At 64.6% G+C, this 16,865-nt stretch carries 16 protein-coding genes; 10 read left to right on the top strand and 6 right to left on the bottom strand.

What is annotated here, in order from left to right:
- Nucleotides 1-167 precede the first annotated feature (167 nt).
- The 6 genes from rsmG to rpmH are packed head-to-tail and all read right to left on the bottom strand — an operon-like array spanning nt 168 to nt 3,226.
- Nucleotides 168-794: a 16S rRNA (guanine(527)-N(7))-methyltransferase RsmG gene (gene rsmG, locus MRBLWH12_RS14055; RefSeq protein WP_363549943.1), complete on the bottom strand. Its 627-nt coding sequence runs from the start codon at nt 792-794 to the stop codon at nt 168-170.
- Nucleotides 795-828: 34 nt separating this feature from the next.
- Nucleotides 829-1,323 carry a protein jag gene (locus tag MRBLWH12_RS14060; RefSeq protein ID WP_341976683.1) on the bottom strand — a complete coding sequence of 165 codons (495 nt, stop codon included), beginning with the start codon at nt 1,321-1,323 and terminating at the stop codon, nt 829-831.
- The gene (gene yidC, locus MRBLWH12_RS14065; protein WP_363549946.1) at nt 1,320-2,381 is read right to left on the bottom strand and encodes a membrane protein insertase YidC; all 1,062 of its coding nucleotides are present in this window, start codon (nt 2,379-2,381) and stop codon (nt 1,320-1,322) included. Before yidC ends, MRBLWH12_RS14060 begins: the two co-directional genes overlap by 4 nt.
- Before the next feature lie 3 nt (nt 2,382-2,384).
- A complete protein-coding gene (gene yidD / locus MRBLWH12_RS14070; RefSeq protein WP_363549948.1) occupies nt 2,385-2,735 on the bottom strand; it encodes a membrane protein insertion efficiency factor YidD in 351 nt (116 codons plus the stop codon).
- The gene (gene rnpA, locus MRBLWH12_RS14075) at nt 2,732-3,082 is read right to left on the bottom strand and encodes a ribonuclease P protein component (protein WP_363549950.1); all 351 of its coding nucleotides are present in this window, start codon (nt 3,080-3,082) and stop codon (nt 2,732-2,734) included. Before rnpA ends, yidD begins: the two co-directional genes overlap by 4 nt.
- A gap of 6 nt (nt 3,083-3,088) precedes the next feature.
- Nucleotides 3,089-3,226 carry a 50S ribosomal protein L34 gene (gene rpmH / locus MRBLWH12_RS14080; protein WP_013584598.1) on the bottom strand — a complete coding sequence of 46 codons (138 nt, stop codon included), beginning with the start codon at nt 3,224-3,226 and terminating at the stop codon, nt 3,089-3,091.
- A gap of 315 nt (nt 3,227-3,541) precedes the next feature.
- Here rpmH and dnaA point away from each other — a divergent pair, with 315 nt between their 5' ends.
- The 10 genes from dnaA to MRBLWH12_RS14130 all read left to right on the top strand — a co-directional run bounded on the left by dnaA (nt 3,542) and on the right by MRBLWH12_RS14130 (nt 16,771).
- Nucleotides 3,542-4,933: a chromosomal replication initiator protein DnaA gene (gene dnaA, locus MRBLWH12_RS14085; RefSeq protein ID WP_341976679.1), complete on the top strand. Its 1,392-nt coding sequence runs from the start codon at nt 3,542-3,544 to the stop codon at nt 4,931-4,933.
- 483 nt (nt 4,934-5,416) lie between these two features.
- Nucleotides 5,417-6,559, top strand: coding sequence for a DNA polymerase III subunit beta (dnaN, locus tag MRBLWH12_RS14090; RefSeq protein ID WP_363549952.1), 1,143 nt, complete (start codon nt 5,417-5,419; stop codon nt 6,557-6,559).
- Nucleotides 6,560-6,932: 373 nt separating this feature from the next.
- Complete coding sequence (gene recF / locus MRBLWH12_RS14095) at nt 6,933-8,120, top strand: DNA replication/repair protein RecF (RefSeq protein ID WP_341976675.1); 1,188 nt, start codon at nt 6,933-6,935, stop codon at nt 8,118-8,120.
- A complete protein-coding gene (locus MRBLWH12_RS14100; RefSeq protein ID WP_341976674.1) occupies nt 8,113-8,607 on the top strand; it encodes a DUF721 domain-containing protein in 495 nt (164 codons plus the stop codon). The genes recF and MRBLWH12_RS14100 overlap by 8 nt, the downstream gene beginning before the upstream one ends.
- A gap of 118 nt (nt 8,608-8,725) precedes the next feature.
- Nucleotides 8,726-10,798, top strand: a complete 2,073-nt coding sequence (gyrB, locus tag MRBLWH12_RS14105) for a DNA topoisomerase (ATP-hydrolyzing) subunit B (protein ID WP_363549955.1) — start codon at nt 8,726-8,728, stop codon at nt 10,796-10,798.
- Nucleotides 10,799-10,852: 54 nt separating this feature from the next.
- The gene (gene gyrA / locus MRBLWH12_RS14110) at nt 10,853-13,408 is read left to right on the top strand and encodes a DNA gyrase subunit A (RefSeq protein ID WP_363549957.1); all 2,556 of its coding nucleotides are present in this window, start codon (nt 10,853-10,855) and stop codon (nt 13,406-13,408) included.
- Complete coding sequence (locus tag MRBLWH12_RS14115) at nt 13,405-13,806, top strand: DUF3566 domain-containing protein (RefSeq protein WP_341976671.1); 402 nt, start codon at nt 13,405-13,407, stop codon at nt 13,804-13,806. The genes gyrA and MRBLWH12_RS14115 overlap by 4 nt, the downstream gene beginning before the upstream one ends.
- 126 nt (nt 13,807-13,932) lie before the next feature.
- Nucleotides 13,933-15,195 (top strand): sensor histidine kinase, encoded by a 1,263-nt coding sequence (locus tag MRBLWH12_RS14120; RefSeq protein WP_363549960.1) that lies wholly within the window; start codon nt 13,933-13,935, stop codon nt 15,193-15,195.
- Complete coding sequence (locus MRBLWH12_RS14125; RefSeq protein ID WP_341976669.1) at nt 15,183-15,869, top strand: response regulator transcription factor; 687 nt, start codon at nt 15,183-15,185, stop codon at nt 15,867-15,869. Before MRBLWH12_RS14120 ends, MRBLWH12_RS14125 begins: the two co-directional genes overlap by 13 nt.
- Nucleotides 15,866-16,771, top strand: coding sequence for a DUF4097 family beta strand repeat-containing protein (locus MRBLWH12_RS14130; RefSeq protein ID WP_363549963.1), 906 nt, complete (start codon nt 15,866-15,868; stop codon nt 16,769-16,771). The genes MRBLWH12_RS14125 and MRBLWH12_RS14130 overlap by 4 nt, the downstream gene beginning before the upstream one ends.
- The last annotated feature ends 94 nt before the right edge of the window (nt 16,772-16,865 follow it).

Consider the following 16,865-nt stretch of genomic DNA (forward strand, 5'->3'; position numbering starts at 1 on the left):
CATCGGGAGGGGCCCGCGAAGCGGGAAGGAACCCGCTCTGCGAACGAGGGGGAGCATCCCGGAGCCCGGCCTCCAAGATGCCCCACGCACCGACGAAGCCAACGAAACGAACGAAACCAACCGACCCAGCACCTCAATGTTTCACGTGAAACACCGACAAACCGACTTCAGCCGCGAACAACCGCTCGCACAACGCGCGTCGTCTCCTCGAGCACACCTTCACCAAGGATCTCCACGCGCACCCCGGAAAGCCGGAACTTCTTGATCTGCTTCTCCGCTGCGTCGATCTCGTTGGCCACGTTCATCCCCTTGAGGAGAATGAGCTCTCCCCCACTGCGGACCAGCGGGGCCGTGATCGGGATCAGCGTACGCAACGCACTGACGGCACGTGCGGTGACGACGTCGAAGCCCTGAGGGCGGCGTACTTCTTCGGCACGAGCACGCAGAACTTCGACGTTGTCTAGTCCGAGAGCTGTCACCTGCTCATTGAGCCAGGTCACGCGGCGCTCCATCGGCTCGACGAGAGTCCACTGCACATCAGGACGCGCAATGGCGAGCACCACTCCGGGCAGGCCGGCGCCAGACCCGATGTCCGCCACAGACCCTGAGAACAGTGGGGCCGCGACCGCACTGTTGAGGATGTGTCGCGTCCACAGCCGTGGCAGTTCCAGCGGACCGATGAGGCCGCGCTCCTCGCCCTCGCGTGCCAGCGCCTCGGTGAAGGCGCGAGCAAGGTCGAGCCGATCCCCGAAGAGATCGGCTGCGACGGCAGGCTCGACCTCTACTGCACTCATGAACGATCTCCGCGTGAATGTTTCACGTGAAACATCAACGACGACGAAGAACCGTGTGCCGGTCCGCACCCTCGCCGTACGACTCGGATACGAGTCCGCGTTCGGCCGCGACGTCGTGCACCAGCTTGCGCTCGTAGCTCGACATCGCCGGAAGGGACGCCTGCGACGCTCCCTCGTCGAGCTTCACAGCCGCAGCATCCACCAAGGTCTCCAGCTGACGACGACGAGCATCGCGGGAACCGCCGACATCGAGGATGAGCCGGGAGAACTGCCCCGTCTTGTTCTGCACGGCGAGGCGGGTGATCTCCTGGAGCGCCTGGACGGTGTCCGGTGCGGAGAGCAGCGCGAGGCCGTTTCCTTCCGCCTCTACCGAGACATACGCGCGGGCCTGACGGACATCGAGGTTGAGGTCTCCGTCGATGTCAGCGATGTCCAGCAGCTCCTCGAGGAAGTCCGCGGCGATGTCGCCCTCGTTCTCCAGCTCGGCCACTGTCGGCTCGGTCCGCTCGGTCACGCTCTCGGTCGTCATGAGCCGGTCCCCTTCTTCTTCGCACGCTTCTTACCCACCGGCTGCTGACGCTTCGGTGCTTCGGCCTTCGCCTTCTCGACCGCGTCCAGCAGACGCTGCTGCTCAGCCTCGTAGACCGACATCGGAACGACCTTGCCCGAGGAATCGATCGCCTTGCCCTTGCGAGCCAGCCGCTCTTCGCGGGCCTTCGCCGCCTCAGAACCGGGGGTGGGCATCTCACGGATGACGAGGAACTGCTGGCCCATGGTCCACAGGTTCGAGATGAACCAGTACACGACGACGCCGAGGGGGAAGAAGACGCCAGAGAAGATGAAGCCCAGCGGAAGCACGTAGAGCATGATCTTCTGCATCTGGTACGCCTGCCCGGTCTTGGCTTCCGGGGAGAGGTTCTTCGAGATGATCTGCAGCTGCGTGAAGAACTGCGACCCGATCATGAGGACGACCAGGGTGGCGAGGATGATGATCGCGGTGACGTTCTGTGCGTCCACCGCGTTGCCGAGCGTCTCATGCAGAGATGCGCCGAAGACCTTGGCGTCGTAGAACTCTCGCGTGAGATCGGCATTCAAGAGCCCGACACCGCCGACACCCCAGCCGGCGTGCTTGGTCACATCGTTCAGCACGCTGAACAGGGCGAAGAAGATCGGCATCTGCATCAGGAGAGGCAGACAGCTCGACATCGGCGTCGTGCCGTGCTTCTTGTACAGCGCCATCGTCTCGCGGCTCATGGCCTCACGAGAGAGCTGATCCTTCTTGCCGCGGTACTTCTCCTGGACTTTCCGCAGTTCAGGAGCGATTTCCATCATCTTTCGCTGACTCTTGATCTGCTTCACGAAGAGCGGGATCAGAGCGGCACGGACGACGATGACAAGACCGACGATCGAGAGCACCCAGGTGATGCCGGATGCCGCGGGCAGCCCGACAGCAGTGAACAGGGCGTGCCACGCGACGAGGACCAACTCGACGACCCACTTCAGGGGCCAGAGGATGGTGCTGAGCAGATCGAACCCGCCCGCGGCCGGCGGGGGCGAGGTACTAGCGAACAGAAGGTCGAGACCCACCGATCAGTCCTTTCGAGCAGGGACGACGAAACCGTTCGAGGTCAAGTCGTGGCGGAAGTGTTCGTGCGGCGGTACGTCGTCGACGCCACCGCGAGTCCAGGGATTGCATCGCAGGATGCGCCAGGCCGAGAGCAACGCTCCCCGTCCGGCGCCATGCTGCTGCACCGCACCTACAGCGTAGGCGGAACATGACGGGTAGTACGCACAGACATCTCCATACAGCGGGGATATCAGCTTGCGATAGCCGGCCAGGAACCCCAGCACCAGATTGCGGGGGATGAGCGGGATGCTGCGAACAGCGTCGTGCGCGTGAAACTGCGCCGTCCCGACCGACGAACCGGGAAGAGCCGTCATGGCAGGGTCCGATCGGTGGCGAGTCGACCCAGGCAGCGGTCCACATCAGCGCGCAGTTCGGCGAAACTCGCCGCGGCAGACGCAGGAAGGGCACGGATGACGACATCCGTGCCCTCAGGGACGCGCTCGAGCGCCTCCGCGCAGACGGCTTTGAGCCGTCGACGAACGGTGTTGCGCACCACAGCGGTACCCACTTGCTTGCTGATGATGAAGCCGAATCGCGCGGCTCTGCTCTCGCCCGTCGACAACATGGAGGTGACGACGCGCGCCCCGCCACAGCGTGACCCACGTCGAACGACCAGTCGGTAGTCGCTCCCGCGGGTCAATCGATACGGGCGGGCGAGCACAGCGGGCTACGCGGAGAGCTCGGTGCGGCCCTTCGCGCGGCGAGCCGCGAGGATGCCGCGGCCGGCACGCGTGCGCATGCGGGCACGGAAACCGTGCTTCTTGGCGCGACGACGGTTGTTGGGCTGGAAGGTGCGCTTGCTCATGGAATCACTCCGGGAATACTGCCACCGGGTTCACTGCGACCGGAGACATGGGGAACTGCCAAAAATGGCATAAGTCAACCGACTAAGGGTACGTCTTGACGGCGCCCAGAGCAAATCTGCGCACAACGAGTGACCGCATCCGACACGATGCGCACAGCCATTATCCACAACCGGGCCGCCCGCGTGCGTGCAACACGCGCGCGGAATCTCCTGGGCAGGTTGCCGTTCACAGCTGCGGTGACTACCGTGGCATCCGAAGTTATCCACAGGGGGGCCGTACGTTTTTGACCACCCGCGATCCGCGTCCGGAGCACCATGTCCTCACCTGCCCTGCCCGATGTGCCGATCTGGACGACAGTGCAGGAGCTCCTGGCAGATGACGATCGAGTCACACCGCAGCTGCAGGGGTTCCTCAGCCTCGCGGTTCCGGCTGGAGTCATGGGCGCAACGCTCTACCTCGACGTCCCCAATGATCTGACCGCCGCACAGATCAACAAGCGCCTGCGCCTGCCGATCATGGAAGCCCTCTCCCTCATCGGCGAGGAAGTCACCTCATACCGGGTGGTCGTGAATCACGAGCTCGTCGAGCAGGCGACGGCCCCGATCGCCGTCGCGGACTACGGACGTCCGGAGCAGCCTCGCCCCGAATCGCCGATGGAGCAGCCGACACCCATCCGGCACGAGTCACGACTCAACCCCAAGTACACCTTCGACAACTTCGTCATCGGCCAATCGAACCGTTTCTCGCACGCGGCCGCGGTCGCTGTGGCAGAGGCACCGGCGAAGGCGTACAACCCTCTCTTCATCTACGGCGACTCCGGACTGGGCAAGACGCACCTTTTGCACGCCATCGGCGACTACGCGCAGTCGCTGTACACCGGGGTGAAGGTGAGATACGTCTCCAGCGAGGAGTTCACCAACGACTTCATCAACTCGATCGCGAACAACCGTGGAGCCGCCTTCCAGGCGCGATACCGCGACGTCGACATCCTCCTGATCGATGACATCCAGTTCCTGCAGGGCCGCGCCGAGACGCAGGAGGCGTTCTTCCACACCTTCAACACTCTCCACGATCACAACAAGCAGGTCGTGATCACGAGTGATGTCGCGCCCAAGCACCTCACCGGTTTCGAGGATCGGATGCGCAGTCGCTTCGAGTGGGGTCTGATCACCGACGTGCAGGCTCCTGACCTCGAGACCCGCATCGCGATCCTCCGCAAGAAGGCGCAGAGCGAATCGCTGCATATCCCGGACGAGGTGCTGGAGTACATCGCGACGGTCGTCTCCTCGAACATCCGCGAACTCGAGGGGGCGCTCATCCGGGTGTCTGCGTTCGCGAGCCTGAACCGGTCTGCGCTCGACATCTCTCTGGCCCAGACGGTCCTCCGCGACATCATCGACACGGCCGAAGACAACATCATCTCGCCGACCGACATCATCACTGCGACGGCGGGGTACTTCAAGCTCACCGTCGACGACCTCTACGGCTCGAGCCGCTCTCAGCAGATCGCCACCGCCCGTCAGATCGCCATGTACCTGTGCCGGGAGCGCACGAGTCTCTCCCTGCCGAAGATCGGTCAGCTGTTCGGCAACCGCGATCACACGACGGTGATGTACGCGTACAAGAAGATCAGCGAGCTCATGAAGGAGCGGCGCTCGATCTACAACCAAGTCACCGAGATCACCACGCAGCTCGGCCGTCGCTGACGCGTCTCAACGGCCCGATGACACTCCTGCGAGGGGGCACGGACATCCCATGGATGCTGTGTCCCCCTTTTCTGTCGGTCGACACGGCCGCGCCACGCCGATAAATGCCTCTATGCACATGTGGATAACTTGTGGATGAGACGGACTCAAGTCGGGACGAATGTGGGTGAATACGGAGAACCTGTGGATAACTATGGGGTTGGTCCAGTCGCTGTGGATCACCCCCAACCGCGGATTCCTCAGGGATTCCACAAGTCACAGCCGTGTAGTTCCCTACTCGCGACTACTATCCACCGAGTTATCCACAGAATCCACAGCGGTTAACACCGTTAAGGAGTTAACCCTTCATGAGCGCGATCCGATCACCAGAAGTCGGCGGAACCCCGGCGTAGGGAACCGCCGGACTGTGGGGCTAGCATGGGAAGCCCTGCACAGGGACCGGATGATGACGACACATCAGAGCACGACGACAAGGGAGCACCCGTGAGGTTTCAGGTCAACCGCGATGTCTTCAGCGAGGCTGTGTCGTTCGTCGTCAAGCTTCTGCCCCAGCGCAATCCGCAGCCGATCCTGGCCGGTGTGCTGATCGAGGCGGATGGTTCCGGACTCACACTTTCGGCTTTCGACTACGAAGCATCCGCACGGACGACCATCGAAGCAACGGTCGAGACTCCGGGCACGATCCTCGTTCACGGCCGTCTGCTCTCCGACATCGCGAGCCGGCTGCCGAACGCCCCGATCGAGATCGCGGTCGAGGACGACGGCAGCATCACCGTCAGCTGCGGATCCGCCCGATTCACTCTCGCGGCCATGCCGGTCGAGGAATACCCGTCGATTCCCGAGGTCGCCGGATCCACCGGCGTCGTTCCGGCTGATGATTTCGGCACGGCGATCGCTCAGGTCGGCTTCGCCGCATCGCGCGATGATGTGACTCCCGTGCTCACCGGTGTGCAGCTCGAAGTCACGGGTCAGAGCCTGAGCCTGGTCGCGACGGACCGCTACCGGGTGTCGCTGCGCGACATCCCGTGGGACGGCGCCGCCGTCGAACAGGCCGCTCTCGTTCCGGCGCGCACGTTGCTCGAGGTCGGAAAGACCTTCGGTCACGCCGGCACCATCCAGATCGCGTTCTCCGGAGCAGGTGAGCGCGAGATCATCGCCTTCACGGCGGGGAACAAGACTGTCACGTCGCTGCTCATCAAGGGCAACTTCCCGCCCGTACGCCGGTTGTTCCCCGAGCAGACCGATCACTACGCGGTTGTGAACACGGCCGACCTCGTCGAGGCCGTTCGTCGTGTGTCGCTGGTGCTGGACCGAGCCGCTCCGCTGCGGTTCACGTTCACCAGCGAAAGCGTCACGATGGACGCGTCCGGCAATGAGCACGCTCGTGCATCGGAGTCGGTCGATGCGATCCTCTCCGGTGGCGACGACGTCGCTCTCGGGCTCAACCCGCAGTACCTGATCGAAGCGCTCGGTGCCGTGAAGAGCGAGTTCGTCCGCGTGACGTTCACGTCGAGCGACAACGCGAACAAGCTGAGCCCGGTGCTGATCACCAGCCAGACGTCGGTGGAGCAGGCCGGCCTGGATTCGTTCAAGTACCTGCTGCAGCCCAACCTTCTTCTCCGCTGATCGGCCTCGCGTCTCGCGAGATTCCGCAGGATCAACGCGTTTCGTCTCGGTCGCTGGCGCTCCCTCGCTCAACGACCGGGGATGGTGCGAACCGGGGTGTGGCGCAATGAACCTCCTGAAACAGGCCTCGTCAGTCGCAGCATCCGACGCAGTCGTCGAGCGAAGCGAGACGCTGCCACCCCCTACTCCCTCGAAACGCGCAACTCAGTGCGTATCAACAAGAAACGTCAGGGTGCCGGGAGGTCCCCGGAGCGAGCATCGGGAGGGGCCCGCGAAGCGGGAGGGAACCCGCTCTGCGAGCGAAGGGGAGCCTCCCGGCAACCGGTCCCCAGACAAACCAAGACTGTCCGACCCAACGACTAGGCTGACCCCCGTGATTGTGGAACATCTGAGCTTGGTCGATTTCCGCAATTACGCGACCGCCGAACTCTCCCTCCACCCGGGGCCGAACGTGCTCGTCGGTCGCAACGGCCAAGGCAAGACGAATCTCGCCGAGGCGGTCGTCTTCCTCGCCACACTCGGTTCGCATCGGGTGTCGTCGGATGCTCCGATGGTGCGAGACGGCCAGGAGTTCGCGATCATCCGGGCCCGTCTGTCGCACGGCGAACGCAAGGTGCTCGCCGAGGTGCAGGTCAATCGCCAGGGCTCGAACAAGGCGCGCATCAACGGCTCACCGTCGAAGATCAATGAGCTCCCCCGCTATGCGCACGTCGTCCTCTTCGCTCCAGAGGATCTGCAGATCGTCCGCGGCGACCCTTCATCCCGACGCCGCTTCGCCGATCAGCTGCTCATCCAGCGCACACCTCGCATGGCAGCCGTGCTCGGTGACTACGACCGGGTGCTCAAGCAGCGCACCGCACTGCTGAAGTCGGCGCGCGCCCGCGGCGTCCGCGGTGAAGGACTGACCACGCTCGACGTGTGGGATGACAAGCTCGTCGCCCTCGGCTCCGAGATCATCGATGCCAGGCAGCGACTCGCGACCGATATGCAGGGTCCGGTCGCGACCGCCTATGCGGCGATCGCCGGTGCTGATCACCAGCCGCAATTGGAATGGGCGCTCTCCGTACGCGGTGGCGATCCTGAAGAGGGCGAGGAGGCCGCATCCGACACCCGAGGCGAGATCGCCGATCTGTTCCGCGCCGCGCTGCAGGCGAAGCGCACTCAGGAACTCGACCGAGGACTCACCCTGGTCGGCCCTCATCGCGACGACCTGATCCTGCGCGTGCGGGGTCTCCCAGTGAAGGGCTATGCCTCGCACGGCGAGTCCTGGTCGGTGGCGCTCGCATTGCGACTGGCGTCGGCCGAGCTGCTGCGCAGCGAGTCGCCGGCCGGGGACCCGGTGCTGATCCTCGATGATGTCTTCGCCGAACTCGATGCGGACCGTCGCCAGCGGCTGGCCGCGCTGACCGCGGGTTATGAGCAGGTGGTGGTGACAGCAGCGGTGGAGGAGGATATCCCTGCGGTGCTGCACGCACACGTGGTGCGGATCGACGCGGGCACCATCAGCGATGAACGTCCTGCGATGGACGCAGAGATCCAGCCGGGAGGAGTAGATGACTGATACATCGGCAGCCGAAACTCCGGAGACCGTCGCCACGTATCTGCGCCTGCGGGGACTGAAGCCGAGCTCGAAGTCGTGGAAGCGCAAGCGCCGCATCGCGGACGATGATGACAACGCCCCGTTCACTCCCGGCCGTGATCCGGGAGCCCTCGGTTCGGTGCTCGACAAGCTCAGCCGGGATTCCGGCTGGCAGATCACGCTCGCAAGAGAAGACCTCGTGCGGCAGTGGGCGGATCTCGCCGGCGCCGGCACGGCCCAGCACTCGGAGCCCGTGTCGCTGGAGAACGGCGTCCTGACCGTCAAATGCGACTCGACGGCCTGGGCGAAGAACCTCCAATTCATGCGCGCGACGATCCTCACCGAGATCGGCAGACGGTACCCGGACGCAGGTGTCGAGAACCTCCGTTTCATCGGACCGGACGTTCCCTCCTGGAAATGGGGTCCCAGAGTCGTTCCAGGGCGGGGCCCGCGCGATACCTACGGGTAGGGCATCATCGAGGGGGTTCGGATCGATTACAGGGCCGCACATGGCCGCTGAGCCGCATGAGGCACGAAAATCCCGCTAGAATGGGAGTTCGTGATATCGATGTGGAGAACGCCCTCTGATGACGCCTGAATCCCCTGCTGACGAGACGGAATCGACCACCGGGGGAACCCCCGTATCCGCGAGCACAGCCTCTTCGCGCCCAGCCAAGCAGCCCGGCGAATACGGTGCCGACGAGATCCAGGTCCTCGAGGGACTTGAGGCCGTCCGCAAGCGCCCCGGCATGTACATCGGTTCCACCGGACCACGCGGTCTGCACCACCTCGTGCAGGAGATCGTCGACAACTCCGTCGATGAGGCGATGGCCGGTCACGCCGACTCGATCCTGGTGACCCTTCTCGAAGACGGCGGCGTGCGCGTCGTCGACAACGGTCGTGGCATCCCTGTCGACCCGCACTCCTCCGACCCGACGAAATCGACGGTCGAGGTCGTGCTCACGATCCTCCACGCCGGTGGCAAGTTCGGTGGCGGCGGTTACGCGGTCTCCGGCGGTCTGCACGGCGTCGGTTCCTCGGTCGTGAACGCGCTGTCGACCCGCTTCGAGGTCGAGATCAAACGCCAGGGTCACGTCTGGCGCCACAGCTTCGCGAACGGCGGCGTCCCGCAGCAGGCTCTGGAGAAGGGCGAGGAGACCGACGAGACCGGAACGGTCATCACCTTCTGGCCTGACGCTGCGATCTTCACCGAGACCATCGAGTTCGATTACGACACGCTGCGCACCCGCTTCCAGCAGATGGCGTTCCTGAACAAGGGCCTGCGTATCGAGCTGCAGGACGAGCGCCCGGCATCCGCCTATGAGGTGGAGGAGAACGGCGCGACCGTCGAGAAGCAGCCAAGCGATGTGTTCCTCTACGAGCGCGGCCTCGTCGACTACGTCGAGTATCTGAACAAGGTGCGCCACGCCGAGGTCGTCAACGACGAGATCATCGCGTTCGAGACCGAGGACACCGAGCGCAAGATCTCTCTCGAGGTCGCGATGCAGTGGACGACGTCGTACACCGAGAACGTGTTCACCTACGCGAACACGATCAACACCCACGAGGGCGGTACGCACGAAGAGGGATTCCGCGCGGCGTTGACCACTCTGGTGAACAAGTACGCTCGCGCGAACAACATCATCAAGGAGAAGGACGAGAATCTCTCCGGTGACGATGTCCGTGAGGGCCTGACCGCGGTCATCTCGATCAAGCTCGGCGAGCCGCAGTTCGAGGGCCAGACGAAGACCAAGCTCGGCAACACCGAGGCCAAAGCGTTCGTGCAGAAGGTCGTCGGAGATCAGCTCGGAGACTGGTTCGAGCGCAACCCGGTGCAGGCGAAGAACGTCATCCGCAAGGCGATCGACGCGGCCACCGCCCGTCTCGCCGCGCGCAAGGCCCGCGAGACGGCGCGTCGCAAGAGCGTCTTCGAGTCGGCCGCGATGCCGGACAAGCTCAAGGACTGCACCAGCAAGGACCCGTCGATCAGCGAGATCTTCCTCGTCGAGGGTGACTCGGCAGGTGGCTCCGCAGTGCAGGGCCGCGATCCGCACACCCAGGCGATCCTGGCGCTGCGCGGCAAGATCCTGAACGTCGAGCGTGCCCGCCTCGACAAGGCGCTGGGCAACAAAGAGGTCCAGGCGATGATCCAGGCCTTCGGCACCGGTATCGGCGAGGAGTTCGATATCGAGAAGGCGCGGTATCACAAGATCGTGCTGATGGCCGATGCCGATGTCGATGGCCAGCACATCACGACGCTGCTGCTGACACTGCTGTTCCGCTACATGCGCGGCCTGATCGAAGCGGGCTTCGTCTACCTGGCGATGCCGCCGCTGTACCGCTTGAAGTGGTCGAACTCGGCACACGAGTACGTCTTCAGCGATGCCGAGCGCGATGCTCTGCTGAAGCACGGCCTCGACAACGGCAAGCGGATCCCGAAGGATGCCGGTATCCAGCGCTACAAGGGTCTCGGTGAGATGAACCCGAAGGAGCTGTGGGAGACCACGATGGATCACTCCACCCGCACCCTGCAGCAGATCACGATCGAGGATGCTGCTGCCGCTGATGAGATCTTCAGTGTGCTGATGGGTGAGGACGTCGAATCTCGCCGTAGCTTCATCCAGCGCAACGCCAAGGACGTCCGCTTCCTCGACATCTGAGTGCGAGTGTCCATCTCGCCACGCTCGCTCAACGACCGGAATTGAAACACACACATGACTGACGAAAACCGCCCAGAGCCGGCGCACGACCACGGCAAGATCGATCAGGTCGACCTGCAGTTCGAGATGCAGCGCAGTTATCTCGACTACGCGATGGCCGTCATCGTCGGCCGCGCCCTTCCCGACGTCCGTGATGGGCTGAAGCCCGTGCATCGCCGCGTCATCTACGGCATGTACGACGGCGGCTTCCGCCCCGACAAGTCGTTCTCGAAGTGCGCCCGCATCGTCGGCGAGGTCATGGGGCAGTACCACCCGCACGGCGACTCGGCGATCTACGACGCCCTCGTCCGTCTCGTGCAGCCGTGGTCGCTGCGGTATCCGCTGGCGCTCGGACAGGGCAACTTCGGGTCCCCCGGCAACATGGGCGCCGCCGCCCCTCGGTACACCGAGACCAAGATGGCTCCGCTTGCCCTCGAGATGGTGCGGGACATCGAAGAGGACACGGTCAACTTCACCGACAACTACGACGGGCAGACCCAGGAACCGACGGTGCTCCCGGCCCGGTTCCCGAACCTGCTCGTGAACGGTTCGGTCGGCATCGCGGTCGGCATGGCGACCAACATCCCGCCGCACAACCTGCGCGAGGTGTCGGACGCCGCACTGTGGGCGCTGGACAATCCCGGCATCCCGCGCGAGGAGCTTCTCGACGGCCTCATCCAGCGCGTCCCCGGTCCGGACTTCCCCACCGGCGCGCAGATTCTCGGCACTAAGGGCATCCACGAGGCGTACCGCACCGGTCGCGGCTCGATCACGATGCGTGCGGTCGTCAACGTCGAGGAGATCCAGGGCCGGACCTGCCTGGTCGTCACCGAGCTGCCGTACCAGGTCAACCCCGACAACGTCGCGGTGAAGATCGGCGACCTCGCTCGCGACGGCAAGATCACCGGCATCGCCGACATCCGTGACGAGTCGTCCGACCGCACCGGCCAGCGCCTGGTCGTCGTGCTCAAGCGCGACGCCGTCGCCAAGGTCGTGCTGAACAACCTGTACAAGCACACGCAGCTCCAGGAGAACTTCGGCGCGAACATGCTGGCGATCGTCGATGGCGTGCCTCGCACGCTCGCGATCGACGGCTTCATCACGCACTGGATCGCCCACCAGATCGAAGTGATCGTGCGGCGCACGCAGTACCGGCTCAACGAGGCCGAGAAGCGCATGCACATCCTGCGCGGCTACCTCAAGGCGCTGGATGCTCTCGACGAGGTCATCGCGCTCATCCGCCGATCGCAGACCACGCAGGAGGCGAACGAGGGACTGCAGAAGCTCCTCGACATCGACGACATCCAGGCCGACGCCATCCTGCAGATGCAGTTGCGCCGACTCGCCGCCCTGGAACGCCAGAAGATCATCGATCAGGCCACCGAGCTCGAGGCGCAGATCACCGAGTACAAGGCGATCCTCGCCGATGAGCTGCGCCAGCGCACCATCATCCGCGAAGAGCTCACGGGCATCGTCGAGCGTTTCGGCGACGAGCGTCGCACGCACATCCTGCACGGGTTCGACGGCGACGTGTCGATGGAAGATCTCATCGCCGAAGAGGAGATGGTGGTCACCGTCACGCGTGACGGGTACATCAAGCGCACGCGCAGCGATAACTACCGTTCGCAGCACCGCGGCGGCAAGGGCATCAAGGGCGCGCAGTTGCGGGCGGATGACATCGTCGAGCACTTCTTCGTGACGACGACGCACCACTGGCTGCTGTTCTTCACCGACAAGGGACGCGTCTACCGGTCCAAGACCTACGAGGTGCCCGAGTCCGGACGCGACGCGAAGGGCACGCACGTCGCGAACCTGCTCGCGCTGCAGCCCGGCGAGAGTATCGCCCAGGTCCTCGACATCCGCGACTATCAGGTCGCCGATTACCTGGTGCTGGCCACCCGCGACGGTCTCGTCAAGAAGAGCCGCCTCGGTGACTACGACACCAACCGTCAGGGCGGGGTGATCGCGATCCGCCTGAACGAGGAGGACGAACTCGTCAGCGCGCTGATGGTGAACAAGGAGGATGACATCCTCCTGATCAGCCGTCGCGGCATGTCGGTGCGCTTCCAGGCGACCGACGAGGCGCTGCGCCCGATGGGTCGTGCGACTGCCGGCGTCAAGGGAATGAAGTTCCGTGAAGGCGACAGCCTGCTCTCGGCATCCGTCGCAGCGCCCGGGCAGTTCGTGTTCGTGGTGACGGACGGCGGCTACGCCAAGCGCACCGCGGTGGAGGAATACCGCGTGCAGGGACGCGGTGGATTCGGCATCAAGGTCGCCAAACTCCACGATGATCGGGGCACTCTCGCGGGTGGTCTGATCGTCGCTGAGGACGACGAGGTCTTGGTGGTTCTGTCCAGCGGCAAGGTGGTACGCTCTGCCGTGGCCGAGGTGCCCGCCAAGGGCCGAGACACCATGGGAGTGGTTTTCGCCCGGACGACGGAAGCCGACCGGATCCTCGCCATTGCCCGCAACATCGAGCGGGGCCTCGCTGAAGAAGTCGAGGAAGCAGCGGATGCTGCGGCAGCCGCGACCGAGACCACACAGACCCCTGAGGAAAGCCAAGACGCATGAGCACAGTAGCTGACAAGCTGGCGAAGAAGTCGACGCGCAAGACCGGCGGCAAGCAGGTTCGCCTGCGCCTGGTCTACGTCGACTTCTGGTCGGCCGTGAAGTTGTCGTTCCTCGGCGCGGTTGCCTTGGCGATCGTCACGATGGTGTCGTTCTTCCTCATCTACCTGGTGGTCCAGGCGACTGTCCTGCCCAAGGCCGATGAGTTCGTCGCGAGCTTCACCGACGGCAGCATCCAGCTCTCCGAAGTCGTGGGTCTGCCCCAGGTGATGGCCTTCGCCGCCGTCGTCTCGATCCTGAACCTGATCGTCTTCACCGTGCTCGGCGCCGTGATCGCCGGAATCTACAACCTCGCCGTGAAGGTGACGGGCGGACTGCTCGTCGGGTTCATGTCGAACTGATCTCTTTTCAGCGAAGGGGCGGATGCTGCGGCATCCGCCCCTTTGTCGTTCCTTCCGGATAACCCGAACTCTGATCTCCGGTCTGCTCGGTGTTGCGGCGTCAGCTGTCGCCGTACCTTGGGAACCATGACGACACAGACTTCGACCCCACCGCAGGTGAAGGCGGCGAAACTCCCGCTGCGGGTGTTCATCACCACGCTGCATCTGGCAGCACTCGGCGTGCTGGGATCAGTAATTCTCACGATGCTCACCGGCCTCCTCGGCGCCGGACTCGGGCTTCTCTTCGCCGCGGGCATCGGGATCATCCTCCTCGTCGGCCTGGTCTACGCCCTGTTCGGCCTCGGCTGGTTCGAGGTGGCCCGTATCGGCACGCTGTACAGCGTCGATATCGCTCCCCTGCGCTGGCGGACCAATGAACGAACCGGATTCAGCGGATGGATCCGCTCGCTCGGGCGACAGTCGATCGATGGGCGGATGTGGCGTTCCATTGTGAACTTCACACTCGCCTGCATCGCCGGAGTGATCGTGCTCCGTCTGTTCTCCGGCCTGATCTGGTCGGTGTTCATAGCGTTCGCTCCATTCACCGACGTGGACTCCGTCAACGGTCCGTTCGGCAGCATCCCGGCCATGTGGGCGCCGCTGTTCGGCATCATCGGAGTGCTCTTCTCCGCCGCCGGCATCATCGGCCTCGCGCTTCTGCACCGTGTGCTCGCCTTCTCGATCGTCGTGCGCAGCCGCGAGGCAGAACTCACGGAACGAGTCAGGACGACCACCGCGCAGCGCGAGGGGGCGGTGCGGGCTGCCGACCTCGAGCGCACTCGCATCGAGCGCGACCTGCATGACGGAGTTCAGCCACGCCTCGTGTCGGTCGGAATGACCTTGGGCCTCGCCCAGCAGAAGATCGACGAAGACCCGGCGACGGCCAAGGCTCTCGTCGAAGAGGCGCACACCTCGACGAAGGCCGCGATCACCGAACTGCGCCAGCTCGCTCGCGGCATCCACGCCTCGGTGCTGGACGATCGCGGGCTGGATGCGGCGCTCTCGGCGCTCGCCGGACGCTCGCACATTCCGGTGAACCTGGACGTGCGGATGGAAGGGCGGTGCAGCCGCGACGCGGAAGCCGCTGTCTACTTCGCCATCGCGGAGTCTCTGACCAATGCGGCCAAGCACTCCCGTGCCAGTGACGCGAGGGTGATCGTCCGGATCCGAGAGGGCGGAACGCTCTGGGCTCGGGTCGAGGACAACGGGATGGGTGGAGCACAGGTGCAGCCGGGCGGTGGCCTCGATGGCATCGCCAACCGCATCCTCGCTGCCGGCGGAACCTTCCGTCTGGACAGCCCTCAGGGTGGACCGACGTCGCTGGAGGTGAATGTGCCATGCGCATCCTGATCTGTGAGGATTCGGTCCTGCTGCGCGAGGGCCTCGTACGACTTCTGGAAGACGCCGGTCACACCGTGGTCGCCGCGCTTCCCGACACGACCGCTCTCACCGAGAGCGTGGCCGAGACCGACCCGGAGCTCTGCATCCTCGATGTGCGCCTCCCTCCGACGTTCACCGATGAAGGCATCAGGGCCGCACTCGGCCTGAGGTCGACGCATCCGTCGCTCCCGCTACTCGTTCTCTCGCAGTACGTCGAGGAGCGCTACGCCAGCGATCTGATCGCCGCTCAGGGAGGCCCGCTCGGGTACCTCCTCAAAGACCGGGTCGCCGACGTCTCGGAGTTCCTGGCTTCGGTCGAGCGGATCTCGGACGGTGCCACGGTGCTCGATCCCGAGGTCGTCGCTCAGCTGCTGACACGGCGAAACCGGGATGACCGGATGCTGCGGCTCACCGAGCGTGAGCGCACGGTGCTCGCACTGATCGCCGAAGGCAAGTCGAATCAGTCGATCGCCGGGCTGCTCTTCCTCTCCGAGGCGAGCGTGGAGAAGCACATCACGGCCATCTTCCAGAAGTTGGGCCTCGAGCCCGAGTCGGGAAACCGACGCGTACTCGCCGCCCTTGCACACATTGAGAATCACGGCGGGGCCAACCCCCCGACCACCCAGACAGGAGCGGCACGATGAGTACCGAAGATCGGAACCTGCAGAGCGGAACCACTCCCCTGACTCCTCCGTCGGCGGATGCCGGCGCGACCACAGGATCGGCGGCAGATGGCGGGCAGGACGTGCGCCGGGCCTCCGGTGCCAGAGCGATCGTGATCGTGACCGCCGTGATCGGCGGTGTCGCCCTCCTCGGAACCGGGGGATCGGCCGCCTTCGCCGCAGCGAGCGACCTCTCGCGCACCGACTCCGAGCAGAGTCTCGACGTCGACGGCATCGAGGGCATCGATCTCGACGCCAGCGCGAGCGACGTCACGGTGCAGTTCGACGACGTCGAAGAGGCGGAACTGACGGTCACGGGCGGACGCGGCAACTGGACGATGGAGCGCAACGAAGACGACCTGATCGTGCGCAGCCCTGATACGGGCTTCGGCTGGTGGTTCGGCGGAAACTGGTTCAGTGGACCCGAGACCGTCGTCCTGACCCTTCCGGAGAGCCTGCGCGCGACCAAGCTCGATGCCGAGTTCACTCTCAGCGCCGGGAGCCTCGAGGCCGTGGGTGATTTCGGTGATCTCGACGTCGAGGTGGGGGCCGGATTCTTCTCCATCGAAGGCAGCGCCCATGTGCTCGACATCGACATGAGCGCGGGTCGTGCCTCCATCGAACTGGACGGAGTGACGGAAGCAGACCTCGCCGTCTCCGCCGGCGACCTGATGGTCGAACTCACCGGAACAGCGCCGGACACCGTGACGATCGACGTGAGCGCGGGTTCGGTGAACCTGGCGCTCCCGAACGTCGACTACAACATCGTGCAGGACGTCAGCGCCGGAACACTGGACAGCAGAGTCGAAGAATCGTCGAGCTCGAGGCGCACGATCGACGTCTCACTCTCGGCCGGCAGCGTGACTCTGCGCCCCGAGGATTGATCGGTCGCGTTCGACGCAGGGACACGACGGAGGGGCCGCGGCATCGAGTCGCGGCCCCTCCGTCCGCTCGATTCGGATTCTCCGTCAGAATCGG

Source organism: Microbacterium sp. LWH12-1.2, from assembly GCF_040675825.1.
Classification (GTDB): domain Bacteria; phylum Actinomycetota; class Actinomycetes; order Actinomycetales; family Microbacteriaceae; genus Microbacterium.